Origin of the sequence: Pseudomonas sp. FBF18, from assembly GCF_024261405.1 — a bacterium.
GTDB classification, from domain to species: Bacteria; Pseudomonadota; Gammaproteobacteria; order Pseudomonadales; family Pseudomonadaceae; genus Aquipseudomonas; species Aquipseudomonas palmensis.
In genome coordinates, this window is record NZ_QKRS01000001.1 from 165,941 (window position 1) to 183,018 (window position 17,078).

The window sequence follows — 17,078 nt, forward strand, 5'->3', positions numbered from 1 at the left end:
GTGTCCCTGATCGCGTCTGACCACTTCCGCATCGTTGTCGGCCTCGGCAAGAGCGGCATGTCCCTGGTTCGCTTCCTGGCGAACCGGGGCATTGCGTTTGCGGTGGCCGATACCCGCGAGAACCCGCCGGAGCTGGCGACCTTGCGTCGCGACTACCCGCAGGTGGAAGTGCGTTGTGGCGAACTGGATGTGGAGTTCCTGTGCCGTGCCGACGAGCTGTACGTCAGCCCCGGCCTGGCCCTTGCGACCCCGGCCCTGCAGCAGGCGGCCGCGCGCGGCGTGAAGCTGTCGGGCGACATCGAGTTGTTCGCGCGCAATGCCAAGGCGCCGATCATTGCCATCAGCGGTTCCAATGCCAAGAGCACCGTCACCACCCTGGTCGGGGAGATGGCCGTTGCGGCAGGCAAACGTGTGGCAGTGGGCGGCAACCTCGGTACCCCGGCACTGGACCTGCTGGACGACGCCATCGAGCTGTACGTGATGGAGCTGTCGAGCTTCCAGCTGGAGACCACCGATCAGTTGAATGCCGAAGTGGCCACCGTGCTCAACGTCAGCGAAGACCACATGGACCGCTACAGCGGCCTGCCGGCCTATCACCTGGCCAAGCACCGGATCTTCCGTGGCGCACGGCAGGTGGTGGTCAACCGCCAGGATGCCCTGAGCCGTCCGCTGCCGATGGAAAACGTGCCGTGCTGGACGTTCGGCCTGAATGTGCCCGACTTCAAGGGCTTCGGGCTGCGCGAAGAGAACGGCGAGAAGTACCTGGCGTTCGAGTTCCAGACCCTGATGCCGGTGCGCGAGCTGAAGATCCGTGGTGCGCACAACCAGTCCAACGCCCTCGCGGCGCTGGCCCTGGGGCATGCCGCAGGCCTGCCGTTCGACGCCATGCTGGCCAGCCTGCGCACCTTTGCCGGCCTGGCCCACCGTTGCCAGTGGCTGCGCGAGCGTGACGGCGTGAGCTGGTACGACGACTCCAAGGCCACCAACGTCGGTGCCGCGCTGGCGGCCATCGAAGGCCTGGGTGCGGATATCGACGGCAAGCTGGTGCTGGTGGCCGGCGGCGACGGCAAGGGCGCGGACTTCTCGGCGCTGCGTGCCCCGGTGGCGGCGCACTGCCGCGCCGTGGTGCTGCTGGGCCGTGATGCCGAGCGCCTGGCCCAGGCGTTGGGCGACAGCGTGCCGCTGATTCGCGTCGGCAGCCTCGACGAAGCCGTGCAGCAGGGCGCCGCGCTCGCCCAGCCAGGCGACGCCGTGCTGCTGTCGCCTGCCTGCGCAAGCCTGGACATGTTCAAGAACTTCGAAGAGCGTGGGCGCCTGTTCGCCCAGGCCGTGGAGGGGCTGGCATGATCTTCGGCATCATCAAGCCTTATCCGTCCCCCCTGGTCACCGGTCGCGGCATCGACCTCGATTTCGCCATGCTCGCTGGCTGCCTGGCGCTGCTGGGCCTTGGCCTGGTGATGATCACCTCGGCCTCCTCGGAAGTGGCCGCGTTGCAGTCGGGCAACCCGCTTTACCACATGATCCGTCACCTGGTGTACGTGGCCATCGGCCTGGTCGCCTGCGTCGTCACCATGATGGTGCCGATCGCCACCTGGCAGCGCATGGGCTTCATGATGCTGGTCGGTGCCTTCGGGTTGCTGGTGCTGGTACTGGTGCCGGGCATCGGCCGCGAAGTGAACGGCTCGATGCGCTGGATCGGCTTCAGCTTCTTCAACGTGCAGCCTTCCGAGATCGCCAAGGTGTTCGTGGTGATCTACCTGGCTGGTTACCTGGTGCGCCGCCAGACCGAGGTGCGCGAGAGCTGGATGGGCTTCTTCAAGCCGTTCATCGTGCTGCTGCCGATGGCCGGCCTGCTGCTGATGGAGCCGGACTTCGGCGCCACGGTGGTGATGATGGGCGCCGCCGCGGCGATGCTGTTCCTGGGCGGGGTGGGGCTGTTCCGCTTCAGCCTGATGGTGGTGCTGGCGGTGGCGGCGGTGTTCATTCTGGTACAGGCGCAGCCCTACCGGATGGCCCGCCTGATCACCTTCACCGACCCCTGGTCGGATCAATTCGGTTCCGGCTATCAGCTGACCCAGGCCCTGATTGCCTTCGGCCGCGGTGAGTGGCTGGGCGTGGGCCTGGGCAACAGCGTGCAGAAGCAGTTCTACCTGCCCGAAGCACACACCGACTTCGTGTTCTCGGTACTGGCCGAAGAGCTGGGCGTGGTCGGTTCGCTGCTGACCGTTGCGCTGTTCGTGTTCGTCAGCCTGCGCGCGATGTACATCGGTCTGTGGGCCGAGAAAGCCAAGCAGTTCTTTGCCGCCTACATGGCCTACGGCCTGGCCTTCCTGTGGATCGGCCAGTTCCTGATCAACATCGGGGTGAACGTCGGCCTGCTGCCGACCAAGGGCCTGACCCTGCCGTTCCTCAGCTACGGCGGCAGCTCGCTGGTGATCTGCTGCGTGTGCATGGGCCTGCTGCTGCGCATCGAGTGGGAGAGCCGCACGCACCTGGGCAGCGAAGAGCATGAATTCGATGAGAGCGATTTTGCCGAGGAGCCAAGACATGGCCGTTGAAGGCAAAAACGTATTGATCATGGCAGGCGGCACCGGGGGCCACGTGTTCCCGGCCCTGGCCTGCGCCCGTGAGTTCCAGGCACGCGGTTACACCGTGCACTGGCTGGGCACCCCACGCGGTATCGAAAACGAGCTGGTGCCCCAGGCCGGGTTGCAACTGCACCTGATCCAGGTCACCGGCTTGCGTGGCAAGGGCAAGCTGTCGCTGCTCAAGGCGCCGTTCACCCTGTTCAAGGCGGTGCTGCAGGCGCGGCGCATCATCCGTCGGCTCAAGCCGGTGTGTGTGGTCGGCTTTGGCGGCTATGTGACCGGCCCGGGCGGTGTGGCGGCGAAGCTGGCTGGCGTGCCCGTGGTGATCCACGAGCAGAACGCCAAGGCCGGTACCGCCAATCGGCTGCTGGTGCCGCTGGCAGGCCGAGTCTGCGAAGCTTTCCCGAACACCTTCGAGGCCAGCGACAAACTGCGCACCACCGGCAACCCGGTGCGCGGCGAACTGTTCCTGGAGCCTGTGCGCGAGCCACTGGCCGGTCGCCGCGCGCGCCTGCTGGTGCTGGGCGGCAGCCTGGGCGCGGAGCCGTTGAACAAACTGTTGCCGCAGGCCCTGGCCCTGGTACCCGAGGCCCTGCGCCCCGAGGTGTTCCACCAGGCCGGCAAGCAGCATGACCAGATTACCGCCGAGCGCTATCGCGAGGCCGGGATCGAGGCTCAGGTAGAGCCGTTCATCAAAGACATGGCCCACGCCTATGGCTGGGCCGACCTGGTGATCTGCCGGGCCGGTGCGCTGACCGTCAGCGAACTGGCTGCGGCCGGTCTGCCCTCGATGCTGGTGCCGCTGCCCCATGCCATCGACGATCACCAGACCCACAACGCCCACTATCTGGCACGTGAAGGCGCCGCCTTCCTGATGCCGCAAGCGACAATTGGCGCAGCGCAGCTCGCTGAACGCCTGAACGAGGTACTGATGCAACCGCAAAAACTCGACACCATGGCCAGCACCGCACGACGCCTGGCCAAACCCGCGGCTACCAGCACCGTGGTCGATATCTGCCTGGAGGTGGCCCATGGTTGAAAGCCAGAAAGCCATCCCGCAACCTGAAATGCGCCGTATCCGCCGCATCCACTTCGTCGGTATCGGCGGCGTGGGCATGTGCGGTATTGCCGAGGTATTGCTCAACCTGGGTTACCAGGTTTCCGGCTCGGACCTCAAGGCCTCGCCGGTCACCGAGCGCCTGGAGTCCTTTGGTGCCGAAATCTTCCTTGGCCACCGCGCCGAGAACGCCGCCAGTGCCGATGTACTGGTGGTGTCCAGTGCCATCAATACGGCCAACCCGGAAGTGGCGACGGCCCTTGAGCGGCGTATCCCCGTGGTACCGCGTGCCGAGATGCTCGCCGAACTGATGCGCTATCGTCACGGCATCGCGGTAGCCGGTACCCACGGCAAGACCACCACCACCAGCCTGCTGGCCTCGGTGTTCGCCGCCGGCGGCCTGGACCCGACCTTCGTGATCGGTGGCCGGCTGAATGCAGCAGGTACCAATGCACAACTGGGTACCAGCCGCTACCTGATTGCCGAAGCCGACGAAAGCGACGCCAGCTTCCTGCACCTGCAGCCGCTGGTGGCCGTGGTCACCAACATCGACGCCGACCACATGGCGACCTATGAAGGCGACTTCAACAAGCTGAAGAAGACCTTCGTCGAGTTCCTCCACAACCTGCCGTTCTACGGCCTGGCCGTGGTATGCCTGGATGATCCGGTGGTGCGCGAGATCCTGCCGCTGGTCAAGCGCCCGGCAGTGACCTACGGCTTTGCCGAGGAAGCCGACGTGCGCGCGATCAATGTGCGCCAGTCGGGCATGCAGACCCACTTCACCGTGCTGCGCCGTGACCGCGAGCCGCTGGACGTGTCGGTGAACATGCCGGGCAACCACAATGTGCTCAATGCACTGGCCACCATTGCCATCGCCACCGACGAGGGCATCAGCGACGAGGCCATCGTGCAGGGGCTTTCGGGCTTCCAGGGCGTGGGCCGACGTTTCCAGGTGTACGGCGAACTGCCGGTCGACGGTGGCAGCGTGATGCTGGTGGACGACTACGGTCACCACCCCACCGAAGTGGCGGCCGTGATCAAGGCCGTGCGCGGTGGCTGGCCGGAGCGCCGCCTGGTGATGGTTTACCAGCCGCACCGCTACAGCCGTACCCGCGACCTGTACGACGACTTCGTGCAGGTGCTGGCCGATGCCAACGTGCTGCTGCTGATGGAAGTCTACCCGGCCGGCGAAGAGCCGATCCCGGGGGCCGACAGCCGCCAGCTGTGCCACAGCATCCGTCAGCGTGGCCAGCTGGACCCGATCTACATCGAGCGCGGCATCGAGCTGGCGCCACTGGTCAAGCCGCTGCTGCGTGCCGGTGACATCCTGCTGTGCCAGGGTGCCGGCGACATCGGTGGCCTGGCCCCGCAATTGTTGAAAAGCCCATTGTTCGCGGGCGCGGTTGCCACCGCAGGGAAGGCCAAATGACTGCTCAATACTCCAAGCTGCACTCGACCATCGACCCGAAGGCCTTCGGCCGTGTCGGCGTGCTGTACGGCGGCAAGAGCGCCGAGCGCGAGGTGTCGCTCAAGTCCGGCGCCGCAGTGATCGAGGCGCTCACCAGCGCCGGCGTCGAGGTGATCGCCATCGATGTGGGTGACGATCTGCTCGACCGTCTGCAGCGCGAGAAGCTCGACCGCGCCTTCATCATTCTCCACGGCCGTGGCGGTGAAGACGGCAGCATGCAGGGCCTGCTCGAGTGCCTGGGTATCCCCTACACCGGCAGCGGCATCCTGGCGTCGGCCCTGGCGATGGACAAATTGCGCACCAAACAGGTGTGGAAAAGCCTGGGTATTCCAACCCCGCACCACGCGGTGCTGGCCAGCGAGCAAGACTGTATTTCTGCGGGCGCGGAACTGGGCTTCCCTTTGATCGTCAAACCGGCCCATGAAGGCTCCAGTATCGGTATGGCGAAAGTGAGCAGCGTCGAAGAATTGATCGTTGCCTGGAAGGACGCCGCCACCTACGACTCGCAAGTATTGGTTGAACAATGGATTCACGGTCCGGAGTTCACCATTGCCGTGCTGCGCGGCCAGGTGCTGCCGCCGATTGCGCTGGGCACCCCGCACACGTTCTACGACTACGACGCCAAGTACGTCGCCAACGATACCCAGTACCGCATTCCGTGCGGCCTGGACGCTGCCAAGGAACAGGAACTGATCGAACTGACCGCACGTGCGTGCGACGCCATCGGCATTGCCGGCTGGGGTCGTCTGGACGTGATGCAGGACGAGCAGGGCAACTTCTGGCCTCTGGAAGTCAACACCGCACCAGGCATGACCGATCACAGCCTGGTCCCAATGGCGGCACGCGCGGCCGGCCTGGACTTCCAGCAGTTGGTGCTGGCGATCCTGGCGGCCAGCGTCGAGGCGCGAGGTTAAGCCCATGCAAGGCGCGATGGTACGTCATCAGCAACCCGCCACCGGCCGCAAGCCGGTGCCGCGCGGTGCCAGCCGGATGGTGGCCAAGGAGCCACTGTCGGCGCGCCTGCCCAAGGCCAATTTCAGCGTGTTCAAGCGTCTGCTGTGGCCGGTTCTGCTGGTAGTGGCCGGGTTCGGTGCCTACGAGGGCGCACAGCGCCTGATGCCGTATGCCGACCGGCCGATCACCAAGATCGCCGTGCAGGGCGACCTGAGCTACATCAGCCAGCAGGCCGTGCAGCAGCGTATCGCGCCCTATGTGGCCGCCAGCTTCTTCACCGTCGACCTGGCCAGCATGCGCACCGAGCTCGAGCAGATGCCGTGGATCGCGCATGCCGAAGTGCGTCGCGTGTGGCCGGACGAAGTGGTGATCCGCCTCGAGGAACAGCTGCCGGTGGCGCGCTGGGGCGACGAGGCCCTGCTCAACAACCAGGGCCAGGCCTTCACCCCGCGCGAGCTGGCCAACTACGAGCACCTGCCGCAGCTGTTCGGGCCGCAGCGGGCGCAGCAGCAAGTGATGCAGCAATATCAGGTACTGAGCCAGATGTTGCGGCCCATGGGCTTCTCGATCGCCCGGCTGGAACTGCGCGAGCGGGGCAGCTGGTTCCTGACCACTGGTGCCGGCAGCGCCGGGCCGGGTATCGAGTTGCTGCTGGGGCGCGACCATCTGGTGGAAAAGATGCGCCGCTTCATTGCCATTTACGACAAGACGCTCAAAGAACAGATCACGAACATCGCCCGCATCGATCTGCGTTACGCCAATGGCCTGGCCGTTGGCTGGCGGGAACCGAATGCACCGACGACAGCCCAACCCGCTGTTGCGAAGAATTAGAGAGAGGCAGGACCCATGGCAAATGCGCATAGCGGCAAAATGATCGTCGGGCTGGATATCGGTACGTCCAAGGTGGTTGCACTGGTGGGCGAAGTGGCCGCCGATGGCACCCTAGAAATCGTCGGTATCGGCACCCATCCATCGCGCGGGCTGAAAAAGGGCGTGGTGGTCAATATCGAATCCACCGTGCAGTCGATCCAGCGCGCCGTCGAAGAGGCCCAGCTGATGGCTGGCTGCCGGATTCACTCGGCGTTCGTCGGCGTGGCGGGCAATCACATCCGCAGCCTGAACTCCCACGGTATCGTCGCCATCCGCGATCGCGAAGTCAGCGCGGCGGACCTGGAGCGGGTGCTGGACGCGGCCCAGGCCGTGGCCATCCCGGCCGACCAGCGGGTGCTGCACACCCTGCCGCAGGACTACGTGATCGACAACCAGGAAGGCGTGCGCGAGCCGCTGGGCATGTCCGGCGTGCGCCTGGAAGCCAAGGTGCACGTGGTCACCTGTGCGGTCAATGCAGCACAGAACATCGAAAAATGCGTGCGCCGCTGCGGCCTTGAAATCGACGACATCATCCTCGAGCAACTGGCCTCGGCCTACTCGGTGCTGACCGATGACGAAAAAGAGCTGGGCGTGTGCCTGGTGGACATCGGCGGCGGTACCACCGACATCGCGATCTTCACCGAGGGCGCCATCCGCCACACGGCGGTGATTCCGATTGCCGGCGACCAGGTGACCAACGACATCGCCATGGCGCTGCGTACCCCCACCCAGTACGCCGAAGAGATCAAGATCCGCTACGCCTGTGCCCTGGCCAAGCTGGCCGGTGCCGGCGAAACCATCAAGGTGCCTAGCGTGGGCGATCGTCCGCCGCGCGAACTGTCGCGCCAGGCCCTGGCCGAAGTGGTCGAGCCACGCTACGACGAACTGTTCACCCTGATCCAGGCCGAACTGCGTCGCAGTGGCTACGAAGACCTGGTGCCGGCCGGCATCGTGCTCACCGGCGGTACCGCCAAGATGGAAGGCGCGGTGGAACTGGCCGAAGAGATTTTCCACATGCCGGTACGCCTGGGCGTGCCTTACACCGTGCGGGGCCTGAGCGACGTGGTGCGCAACCCCATCTATTCCACCGGCGTGGGCCTTCTGACCTATGGCCTGCAGAAGCAGTCCGAAGGCGTGACCCTGACCGGTATCAGCAGCAACAGCTATGGCGATGAACCGAAGGCCCCGGTGCTTGAGCGACTCAAGCGCTGGGTCCAGGGCAACTTTTAAGTTTCAAAGCAGTAGTAGTAGGCGCAAAAAACTAGAGAACTGAAAGGAGAGGGAAAATGTTCGAGCTCGTAGACAACGTCCCGCAAAGCCCGGTCATCAAAGTGATCGGCGTCGGTGGCGGCGGTGGCAACGCCGTCAATCACATGGTCAAGAGCAACATCGAAGGCGTCGAATTCATCTGCGCCAACACCGATGCTCAAGCGCTGAAAAACATCGGCGCGCGCACCATCCTGCAACTGGGTACCGGCGTGACCAAGGGCCTGGGTGCAGGTGCCAATCCGGAAGTCGGTCGTCAGGCCGCGCTGGAAGACCGTGAGCGCATCGCCGAAGTGCTGCAAGGCACCAACATGGTGTTCATCACCACCGGCATGGGCGGCGGTACCGGTACCGGTGCTGCTCCGATCATCGCCGAAGTGGCCAAGGAAATGGGCATCCTCACCGTTGCAGTGGTGACCCGTCCGTTCCCGTTCGAAGGTCGCAAGCGCATGCAGATCGCCGACGAGGGCATCCGTGCCCTGGCCGACAGCGTCGATTCGCTGATCACCATTCCGAACGAGAAGCTGCTGACCATCCTGGGCAAGGATGCCAGCCTGCTGTCGGCCTTCGCCAAGGCTGACGACGTGCTCGCCGGTGCCGTTCGCGGTATCTCCGACATCATCAAGCGTCCGGGCATGATCAACGTCGACTTCGCCGACGTGCGTACCGTGATGAGCGAGATGGGCATGGCCATGATGGGTACCGGCTGCGCCAGCGGTCCGAACCGTGCGCGTGAAGCGACCGAGGCGGCCATCCGCAACCCGCTGCTCGAAGACGTCAACCTGCAGGGCGCCCGCGGCATCCTGGTGAACATCACCGCAGGTCCTGACCTGTCGCTGGGTGAATACTCCGATGTGGGCAGCATCATCGAGGCATTCGCCTCCGACCACGCCATGGTCAAGGTCGGTACCGTCATTGACCCGGACATGCGCGACGAGCTGCACGTCACCGTGGTAGCCACCGGCCTGGGTGCCAAGATCGAGAAACCGGTCAAGGTCATCGACAACACCCTGCAAGCGTCCGCTGTACAGACCCCAGCCCCTGCACCGGCCCGTCCGGAGCAACCTTCGGTCAACTACCGCGATCTGGAGCGTCCGACCGTCATGCGCAACCAGGCTCACGCCGGGGCCGCTGCGGCACAGAAGCTGAACCCGCAGGACGACCTGGATTATCTGGATATCCCGGCTTTCCTGCGTCGTCAGGCCGATTAATGGAATTTATCAGGGCTATGAAGGTGATTGGTGTTCAGCAAAGGCCGGGTCTGCTATTATCCTCAGCCTTTGTTGATACCAGTTCGCAATTTGCGCTGAAGCGGCCAATGCCATGATTAAACAACGCACCCTGAAAAATATCATCCGTGCCACAGGTGTCGGCCTGCACTCCGGGGAAAAGGTTTACCTGACCCTCAAGCCCGCCCCTGTGGATACCGGCATCGTATTTTGCCGTGCCGACCTCGACCCTGTGGTGCAGATCCCTGCCCGTGCGGAAAACGTCGGCGAGACGACCATGTCCACGACACTGGTCAATGGCGATACCAAGGTAGACACGGTAGAGCACCTGCTCTCGGCCATGGCTGGCCTGGGCATCGATAACGCCTACGTCGAGCTCTCCGCGTCCGAAGTGCCAATTATGGACGGCAGCGCCGGGCCCTTTGTATTCCTGATTCAATCTGCCGGCCTGGAAGAACAGGACGCAGCCAAGAAGTTCATCCGCATCCTGCGTGAAGTGACAGTGGAAGACGGCGACAAGCGCGCCACTTTCCTGCCTTTCGAAGGGTTCAAGGTGAGTTTCGAGATCGATTTCGACCACCCGGTGTTCCACAACCGGACCCAGAGTGCCAGCGTGGACTTTTCCAGCACCTCGTTCGTGAAGGAAGTCAGCCGCGCCCGTACCTTCGGGTTCATGAGTGACATCGAGTACCTGCGCAAGCACAACCTCGCCCTCGGCGGCAGCGTGGAAAACGCCATCGTCGTGGACAAGGATGGCGTGCTCAACGAAGACGGCCTTCGCTACGAAGACGAATTCGTCAAGCACAAGATCCTCGATGCGATTGGCGACCTCTACCTGCTGGGCAACAGCCTGATCGGCGAGTTCAAGGGCTACAAGTCCGGACACGCGCTGAACAATCAGCTGCTGCGCAAGCTGATCGAGGAAACCGATGCGTGGGAAGTGGTGACGTTCGAAGATGCCAGCACGGCACCGATCTCTTACATGCGTCCGGTTGCGGCAGTGTAAGTACGAACTCTCTCTTCTTTAGTTATTTTTTGGGGCTGCCTTCGGGTGGCCCTTTTTTATTGCCGCGCACTCGCAGGTTTGCGAGCGCTGTGCGCTCGTCTATCCCTTGCCGTGCCTGGCCAGGCGCTCCAGCGCCGCCTTGAGCTTGGGGTCGGTGATCCCTTCGGCCGTAGCGTGGATGTTCTGCGCCGAACGTGTCGAGATGTCCATCGGGTGCCCCGCCGCGGGTGCCACACCGGCCACCGGCTGCACCCTGAAATTGATGCGGGTCAGGCTGCTGAAGGCCTCCATCATCTGCAACTGGCGCAGCAGGCGTTTCTGCTGGTAGCGCAGGCGCGTGGCCCAGTGCCCGTCGGTGACGATCAGCAGCAGCGTACCCTCGCGCCAGGAGGCCACATGGCAATGCTCGCGCGCTGCCGGCTGCAACTGGCTCTCCACCAGGCGCTGCAGCTGGGCCAGGCGCTGGGCCTGGCTGAACAGGGCCTTGAGCGGTCGCGCTTCACGCAAAAGCACGGCGGGTGCACGGGCGGGCAGGGGGCGAAAAGCCATGGGCAGGGTCCGAAAAATACAGTGGCGCCATCTTAACAGATCGCCCCGCCGGTAATTCTTCATGTGACGATGGGTTGAAGTTGGCGAAAAAGGCCTTATTGTAAAAAAGCCCCGTCAAAAGCGCTGTGCCAGCATCGTGGAAATCCGCCACTTTCCTCACCATCGTTTCCGGGTAGAATGCTCGTTCGCATGCGGCCATAAGGGCTGCACGGGCGACTCACGGGGCCGCCCTCCATCCCTACGTGTGGAAGATCCTGCCAATATGTTTGCGCCTTTGTTAAAAAAACTTTTTGGAAGCAAGAACGAGCGTGAAGTCAAACGCATGCTCAAGACGGTACAGATCGTCAATGCCTTCGAAGAGCAGATGGTCGCCCTGACGGACGAGCAGTTGCGGGCCAAGACCGCAGCGTTCAAAGAGCGCCTGGCCAAAGGCGAGACCCTTGACCAACTGTTGCCCGAAGCCTTCGCCGTTGCGCGCGAGGCCGGCAAGCGGGTCATGGGCATGCGTCACTTCGATGTACAGCTGATCGGTGGCATGACCTTGCACGAGGGCATGATCGCAGAGATGCGTACCGGTGAAGGCAAGACCCTGGTGGCGACCCTGGGCGTGTACCTCAACGCGCTGTCCGGCAAGGGCGTGCACGTGGTCACGGTCAACGACTACCTGGCCCGCCGCGACGCCAACTGGATGCGCCCTCTGTATGAATACCTGGGCCTCACCGTGGGTGTGGTCACCCCGTTCCAGCCGCCGGAAGAAAAGCGCATCGCCTATGCCGCCGACATCACCTACGGCACCAACAACGAATTCGGTTTCGACTACCTGCGCGACAACATGGCGTTCAGCATGGAAGAGAAATTCCAGCGCGAGCTGAATTTCGCCGTGATCGACGAAGTCGACTCCATCCTGATCGACGAAGCCCGTACCCCGCTGATCATCTCCGGCCAGGCCGAAGACAGCTCCAAGCTGTACATCGAGATCAACAAGCTGATCCCGCAGCTCAAGCAGCACATCGAAGAGGTCGAAGGCCAGGTCACCCAGGAAGGCCACTACAGCATCGACGAGAAGACCCGCCAGGTCGAACTCAACGAAGCCGGCCACCAGTACATCGAAGAGATGCTCACCCAGGTCGGCATGCTGGCCGAGGGCGAGAGCCTCTACTCGGCGCACAACCTGGGCCTGCTGACCCACGTGTATGCCGGCCTGCGTGCCCACAAGCTGTTCCACCGCAACGTCGAGTACATCGTGCAGGACGGCCAGATCCTGCTGATCGACGAGCACACCGGCCGCACCATGCCGGGCCGTCGCCTGTCCGAGGGCCTGCACCAGGCCATCGAGGCCAAGGAAAACCTGAACATCCAGCCCGAGAGCCAGACGCTGGCCTCGACCACGTTCCAGAACTACTTCCGCCTGTACAACAAGCTGTCCGGCATGACCGGTACCGCTGACACCGAAGCGTTCGAATTCGCCCAGATCTACCAGCTCAACGTGATGGTGATCCCGCCGAACAAGCCGCTGGCGCGCAAGGACTTCAACGACCTGGTCTACCTGACCGCCGAAGAGAAGTACACCGCGATCATCGCCGACATCAAGGAGAGCATGGCTTCCGGGCGTCCGGTGCTGGTGGGTACCGCCACCATCGAAACCTCCGAGCACATGTCCAACCTGCTGATCAAGGAAGGCATCGATCACAAGGTCCTGAACGCCAAGTTCCACGAGAAGGAAGCCGAGATCATCGCCCAGGCCGGTCGCCCGGGTGCACTGACCATCGCCACCAACATGGCCGGTCGTGGTACCGACATCCTGCTGGGCGGCAACTGGGAAGTCGAAGTGGCTGCCATGGACAACCCGACGCCCGAGCAGGTTGCCCAGGTCAAGGCCGACTGGCAGAAGCGTCACCAGCAGGTGATCGAGTCCGGTGGTCTGCACGTGATCGCCTCCGAGCGCCACGAATCGCGCCGTATCGACAACCAGCTGCGTGGCCGTTCCGGCCGTCAGGGCGACCCGGGCTCGAGCCGCTTCTACCTGTCGCTGGAAGACAGCCTGATGCGCATCTTCGCCTCCGACCGGGTCAAGAACTTCATGAAGGCCCTGGGCATGCAGTCCGGCGAGGCCATCGAGCACCGCATGGTCACCAACGCCATCGAGAAAGCCCAGCGCAAGGTCGAAGGTCGCAACTTCGACATCCGCAAGCAACTGCTCGAATTCGACGACGTGGCCAACGAGCAGCGTAAGGTCATCTACCACATGCGCAACAGCCTGCTGGCGGCGACCAACATCGGCGACACCATCGCCGAGTTCCGCCAGGAAGTGCTCGATGCCACCGTGGCCCAGCACATCCCGCCACAGTCGCTGCCCGAGCAGTGGGACGTGCCGGGCCTGGAAGCGGCACTGGCCAGCGATTTCGGGGTCAAGCTGCCGATCCAGCAGTGGCTGGACGAAGACGACCACCTGTACGAAGAGACCCTGCGCGAGAAGTTGATGGCCGAGCTGATGGCGGCCTACAACGAGAAGGAAGAGCAGGCCAGCGCCGATGCCCTGCGTACCTTCGAGAAGCAGATCCTGCTGCGTGTGATCGACGACCTGTGGAAAGACCACCTGTCGACCATGGATCACCTGCGCCACGGTATCCACCTGCGTGGCTACGCCCAGAAGAACCCGAAGCAGGAATACAAGCGCGAGTCGTTTGCCCTGTTCCAGGAACTGCTGGACTCGATCAAGCGCGACACCATCCGCGTGCTCTCGCACGTTCAGGTTCGCCGCGAAGACCCGATCGAAGAGGAAGCACGCCTGCGCCGCGAAGCCGAAGAGCTGGCCCAGCGCATGCAGTTCCAGCACGCCGAGGCCCCTGGCCTGGAAGCGGGCGAGCTGCTTGAGGAGGGTGCCGACGTCGCCGTGGCCGCAGCGCCGGTGCGCAATGAGCAGAAGCTGGGCCGCAACGAACCCTGCTGGTGTGGTTCGGGCAAGAAGTTCAAGCAGTGCCACGGCAAGATCGACTGATCGCACCGCCGTTGCCCCCTGCTGATATCTGAACACCGCGCCGCGACGGGCCCAACCGTCGCGGCGTTGTTCCATCTCAAGCGCCGGTATCTCGAGCCGGCGCCTTTTTTCTAGGAGCGCTTTCATGGCTGTCGGTCTTGGTCCTTTGCCAACGTTGCACCCGGTTCCAGGTTTTGAACTCGGTATTGCCTCTGCGGGCATCAAGCGCCCCGGGCGCAAGGACGTTGTGGTAATGCGCTGCGCCGAAGGCTCCAGCGTTGCCGGCGTGTTCACCCTCAATGCGTTCTGCGCTGCCCCGGTGATCCTGGCCAAGCAGCGCGTGCAGGGCAGTGTGCGTTACCTGCTGACCAACACCGGCAACGCCAACGCCGGTACCGGCGCCCCCGGCCTGGCCGCTGCCGAGCGCACCTGCGCCAGGCTGGCCGAGCTGGCGGGGTCGACGCCGATGCGGTGCTGCCGTTCTCCACCGGTGTGATCGGTGAGCCACTGCCGGTCGAGAAGATCGAAGGCGCGCTGCAGGCCGCCCTGGACGACCTGTCGGAAAACAACTGGGCCGAGGCCGCCACCGGCATCATGACCACCGACACCCTGCCCAAGGGTGCCAGCCGCCAGTTCCAGCATGACGGCGTGACCATCACCGTGACCGGCATCAGCAAGGGCGCCGGGATGATCCGCCCGAACATGGCGACCATGCTCGGCTACATCGCCACCGACGCCAAGGTGGCGCCGGCCGTGCTCAAGGACCTGCTGCTGGACGGCGCCAACAAGTCGTTCAACCGCATCACCATCGACGGCGATACCTCGACCAACGATTGCTGCATGCTGATCGCCACCGGCAAGGCCGACGTGGCTGAAGTGATCGAAGCCCGCGGCCCGCTGTTCGACGCGCTGAAAAAGGCGGTGTTCGAGGTGTGCATGGAAGTGGCCCAGGCCATCGTGCGTGACGGTGAAGGCGCGACCAAGTTCGTGACCGTTCAGGTCAACGGTGGTGGCAATCATCAGGAATGCCTGGACGTCGGCTATGCCGTGGCGCATTCGCCGCTGATCAAGACCGCGCTGTTCGCCTCCGACCCGAACTGGGGCCGGATCCTGGCAGCTGTGGGCCGTGCTGGCGTGCCGAACCTGGACGTGAGCCTGATCGACGTGTACCTGGACGATGTGTGCATCGCCAGCAAAGGCGGCCGCAACGCCACCTACACCGAGGCCCAGGGCTCGGCCGTGATGGCCCAGGAAGAGATCACCATCCGCATCGACCTGGGGCGTGGCGACTGCAGCGAGACGATCTGGACCACCGACCTGTCCCATGAGTATGTGAAGATCAACGCCGAATACCGTACCTGACCGTATTGCGGGTCAAGCCCGCTCCCTCAAGGATTGCAGTAACCCTGTGGGAGCGGGCTTGACCCGCGATAGGCCCCCGCACATCCCGATGGAGCCCACCCATGAGCTACCAACTGATCATCGGCGACAAGCTGTATTCCTCCTGGTCGCTGCGCGCCGCCCTGGCCCTCGAGCTGGCCAGGGTGCCCTACACCGAACTGCTGATCACCCTCAACCAGCCCGATACCCGCCAGCGCATCCTGGCGCACTCCGCCACCGGCAAGGTGCCCCTGCTCAAGTCCGAACACGGCACCATCGCCGATTCTCTGGCAATCGCCGAGTACCTGGCCGAGCGCCACCCTGAAGCCAACCTGTGGCCCAGCGACATCGCTGCCCGGGCCCAGGCGCGTTCGGCCTGCGCGCAGATGCACAGTGGCTTCTTTGCCCTGCGCAGCACCATGCCGATGAACCTGGACCACGATCAGGCCCTTGAGAGCATTCCACTCGAGGTGCAGATCGACATCGACCGCATCGTCGCGCTGTGGTCCGAGTGCCGTCTGGTGGCCAAGACCCCGGGCCCGTACCTGTTCGGCGAACTGAGCCTGGCCGACGCCTTCTTCGCCCCGGTGGCGGTGCGCCTGCGCAGCTACCGTGTCGAACTGCCAGCGGCAGCCGCCGCCTACGTCGAGGCCATCTACCAGTGGCCGGCCTTCCAGGCCTGGCAGAAGGCTGCGCTGGCGGAGCGTGCGTCGTGAAGCGGGTGCATGTTGCCGCTGCGGTGATCCGTGGCACCGACGGGCGCATCCTGATTGCGCGCCGTGCCGACAGCCAGCATCAGGGCGGCCTGTGGGAGTTTCCCGGCGGCAAGGTGGAGGCGGGGGAGGCGGTCGAGATCGCCCTGGCCCGCGAGCTGCACGAGGAACTGGGCATCGTCGTGACCCGTGCGCGGCCCTTGATCAAGGTGCGTCACGACTACCCCGACAAGCAGGTGCTGCTGGACGTGTGGGAGGTCGACGGCTTTACCGGCGAGCCCCATGGCGCCGAAGGCCAGCCACTGGCCTGGGTGTCGCCACGCGAACTGCCGCAATACGACTTCCCTGAAGCCAACCAGCCCATCGTGGCGGCCGCGCGGTTGCCTGGCCACTACCTGATCACCCCGGGCGAACTGGAAGCCCCGCAGTTGCTGCGCGGCATCCAGAAGGCGATTGCCGGCGGGATCAAGCTGGTGCAGTTGCGTGCGCCCAACGGCTACGACCCCAAGTACCGCGATGTGGCGGTGGATGCGGTGGGGCTGTGTGCCGGCAAGGCGCAGTTGATGCTCAAGGGGCCGCTGGAGTGGCTGGGCGATTTCCCGGCGGCAGGGTGGCACCTTACGGCCGAGCAGTTGCGCAAATACGCGCCCAAGGGCCGACCGTTCCCCAGGGAGCGCTGGCTGGCCGCGTCATGTCACAACGCCGAAGAACTGGCGCTGGCCGAGCAGATGGGGGTGGATTTCGTCACCCTGTCGCCGGTGCAGGCGACCCAGACGCATCCCGAGGCGGTACCGTTGGGCTGGGAGCAGGCCAGCGAGCTGATCGAAGGCTTCAACCGGCCGGTGTATGTGCTGGGTGGCGTGGGGCCGGCTGATTGCGAGCGGGCCTGGCAGTTCGGCGCCCAAGGCGTGGCCGGAATTCGGGCGTTCTGGCCTGAGGCCTGAGTGAAGCCTCGCCGGCAAGGCCGGCTCCTACAGACGGCGCTGACCTTTGTAGGAGCCGGCCTTGCCGGCGAAGCGGC

The 17,078-nt window shown here is 64.3% G+C and carries 13 protein-coding genes and 1 pseudogene; 13 read left to right on the top strand and 1 reads right to left on the bottom strand.

Annotated elements, in window-relative coordinates:
* The 9 genes from murD to lpxC all read left to right on the top strand — a co-directional run bounded on the left by murD (position 1) and on the right by lpxC (position 10,438).
* Positions 1–1,347, top strand: coding sequence for a UDP-N-acetylmuramoyl-L-alanine--D-glutamate ligase (murD, locus tag DN387_RS00865; RefSeq protein ID WP_054914838.1), 1,347 nt, complete (start codon positions 1–3; stop codon positions 1,345–1,347).
* Positions 1,347–2,558, top strand: a complete 1,212-nt coding sequence (gene ftsW / locus DN387_RS00870; RefSeq protein ID WP_173925074.1) for a putative lipid II flippase FtsW — start codon at positions 1,347–1,349, stop codon at positions 2,556–2,558. Before murD ends, ftsW begins: the two co-directional genes overlap by 1 nt.
* Complete coding sequence (gene murG, locus DN387_RS00875; protein WP_054914836.1) at positions 2,548–3,627, top strand: undecaprenyldiphospho-muramoylpentapeptide beta-N-acetylglucosaminyltransferase; 1,080 nt, start codon at positions 2,548–2,550, stop codon at positions 3,625–3,627. Before ftsW ends, murG begins: the two co-directional genes overlap by 11 nt.
* Positions 3,620–5,074 (top strand): UDP-N-acetylmuramate--L-alanine ligase, encoded by a 1,455-nt coding sequence (gene murC / locus DN387_RS00880; RefSeq protein WP_043862068.1) that lies wholly within the window; start codon positions 3,620–3,622, stop codon positions 5,072–5,074. The genes murG and murC overlap by 8 nt, the downstream gene beginning before the upstream one ends.
* Entirely contained in the window at positions 5,071–6,027 is a 957-nt protein-coding gene (locus tag DN387_RS00885) for a D-alanine--D-alanine ligase (protein WP_043862069.1), read from the top strand. The genes murC and DN387_RS00885 overlap by 4 nt, the downstream gene beginning before the upstream one ends.
* A 4-nt stretch (positions 6,028–6,031) precedes the next feature.
* Positions 6,032–6,898 carry a cell division protein FtsQ/DivIB gene (locus DN387_RS00890; protein WP_043862070.1) on the top strand — a complete coding sequence of 289 codons (867 nt, stop codon included), beginning with the start codon at positions 6,032–6,034 and terminating at the stop codon, positions 6,896–6,898.
* Positions 6,899–6,913: 15 nt separating this feature from the next.
* Positions 6,914–8,167, top strand: coding sequence for a cell division protein FtsA (ftsA, locus tag DN387_RS00895; RefSeq protein ID WP_043862071.1), 1,254 nt, complete (start codon positions 6,914–6,916; stop codon positions 8,165–8,167).
* 56 nt (positions 8,168–8,223) lie between these two features.
* Positions 8,224–9,414, top strand: a complete 1,191-nt coding sequence (gene ftsZ, locus DN387_RS00900) for a cell division protein FtsZ (protein ID WP_043862072.1) — start codon at positions 8,224–8,226, stop codon at positions 9,412–9,414.
* 112 nt (positions 9,415–9,526) lie between these two features.
* Entirely contained in the window at positions 9,527–10,438 is a 912-nt protein-coding gene (gene lpxC / locus DN387_RS00905; RefSeq protein WP_043862073.1) for a UDP-3-O-acyl-N-acetylglucosamine deacetylase, read from the top strand.
* 99 nt (positions 10,439–10,537) lie between these two features.
* Here lpxC and DN387_RS00910 read toward each other — a convergent pair whose 3' ends face one another.
* On the bottom strand, positions 10,538–10,987 hold the full coding sequence (locus tag DN387_RS00910) for a DUF721 domain-containing protein (RefSeq protein ID WP_054914835.1): 450 nt from the start codon (positions 10,985–10,987) through the stop codon (positions 10,538–10,540).
* A gap of 262 nt (positions 10,988–11,249) precedes the next feature.
* Between DN387_RS00910 and secA the strand changes: the two genes are divergently transcribed.
* From secA to DN387_RS00930, 4 genes and pseudogenes are all read left to right on the top strand, one after another.
* Positions 11,250–13,985, top strand: a complete 2,736-nt coding sequence (gene secA, locus DN387_RS00915; protein WP_054914834.1) for a preprotein translocase subunit SecA — start codon at positions 11,250–11,252, stop codon at positions 13,983–13,985.
* A 232-nt stretch (positions 13,986–14,217) separates the two neighbouring features.
* A pseudogene (argJ, locus tag DN387_RS00920) lies at positions 14,218–15,326 on the top strand (bifunctional glutamate N-acetyltransferase/amino-acid acetyltransferase ArgJ).
* Between the two features lie 101 nt (positions 15,327–15,427).
* Entirely contained in the window at positions 15,428–16,060 is a 633-nt protein-coding gene (locus tag DN387_RS00925; protein ID WP_054914832.1) for a glutathione S-transferase, read from the top strand.
* Complete coding sequence (locus DN387_RS00930; RefSeq protein WP_043862078.1) at positions 16,057–17,001, top strand: Nudix family hydrolase; 945 nt, start codon at positions 16,057–16,059, stop codon at positions 16,999–17,001. The genes DN387_RS00925 and DN387_RS00930 overlap by 4 nt, the downstream gene beginning before the upstream one ends.
* The last annotated feature ends 77 nt before the right edge of the window (positions 17,002–17,078 follow it).

Excerpts from the sequence above, each read along its gene's own strand:
- DN387_RS00910 (WP_054914835.1), bottom strand. The coding sequence starts at position 10,987 with ATGGCTTTTCGCCCCCTGCCCGCCCGTGCACCCGCCGTGCTTTTGCGT.
- DN387_RS00925 (WP_054914832.1), top strand. The coding sequence starts at position 15,428 with ATGAGCTACCAACTGATCATCGGCGACAAGCTGTATTCCTCCTGGTCG.
- DN387_RS00890 (WP_043862070.1), top strand. The coding sequence starts at position 6,032 with ATGCAAGGCGCGATGGTACGTCATCAGCAACCCGCCACCGGCCGCAAG.
- ftsZ (WP_043862072.1), top strand. The coding sequence starts at position 8,224 with ATGTTCGAGCTCGTAGACAACGTCCCGCAAAGCCCGGTCATCAAAGTG.
- secA (WP_054914834.1), top strand. The coding sequence starts at position 11,250 with ATGTTTGCGCCTTTGTTAAAAAAACTTTTTGGAAGCAAGAACGAGCGT.
- lpxC (WP_043862073.1), top strand. The coding sequence starts at position 9,527 with ATGATTAAACAACGCACCCTGAAAAATATCATCCGTGCCACAGGTGTC.
- murG (WP_054914836.1), top strand. The coding sequence starts at position 2,548 with ATGGCCGTTGAAGGCAAAAACGTATTGATCATGGCAGGCGGCACCGGG.
- murC (WP_043862068.1), top strand. The coding sequence starts at position 3,620 with ATGGTTGAAAGCCAGAAAGCCATCCCGCAACCTGAAATGCGCCGTATC.
- ftsA (WP_043862071.1), top strand. The coding sequence starts at position 6,914 with ATGGCAAATGCGCATAGCGGCAAAATGATCGTCGGGCTGGATATCGGT.
- DN387_RS00885 (WP_043862069.1), top strand. The coding sequence starts at position 5,071 with ATGACTGCTCAATACTCCAAGCTGCACTCGACCATCGACCCGAAGGCC.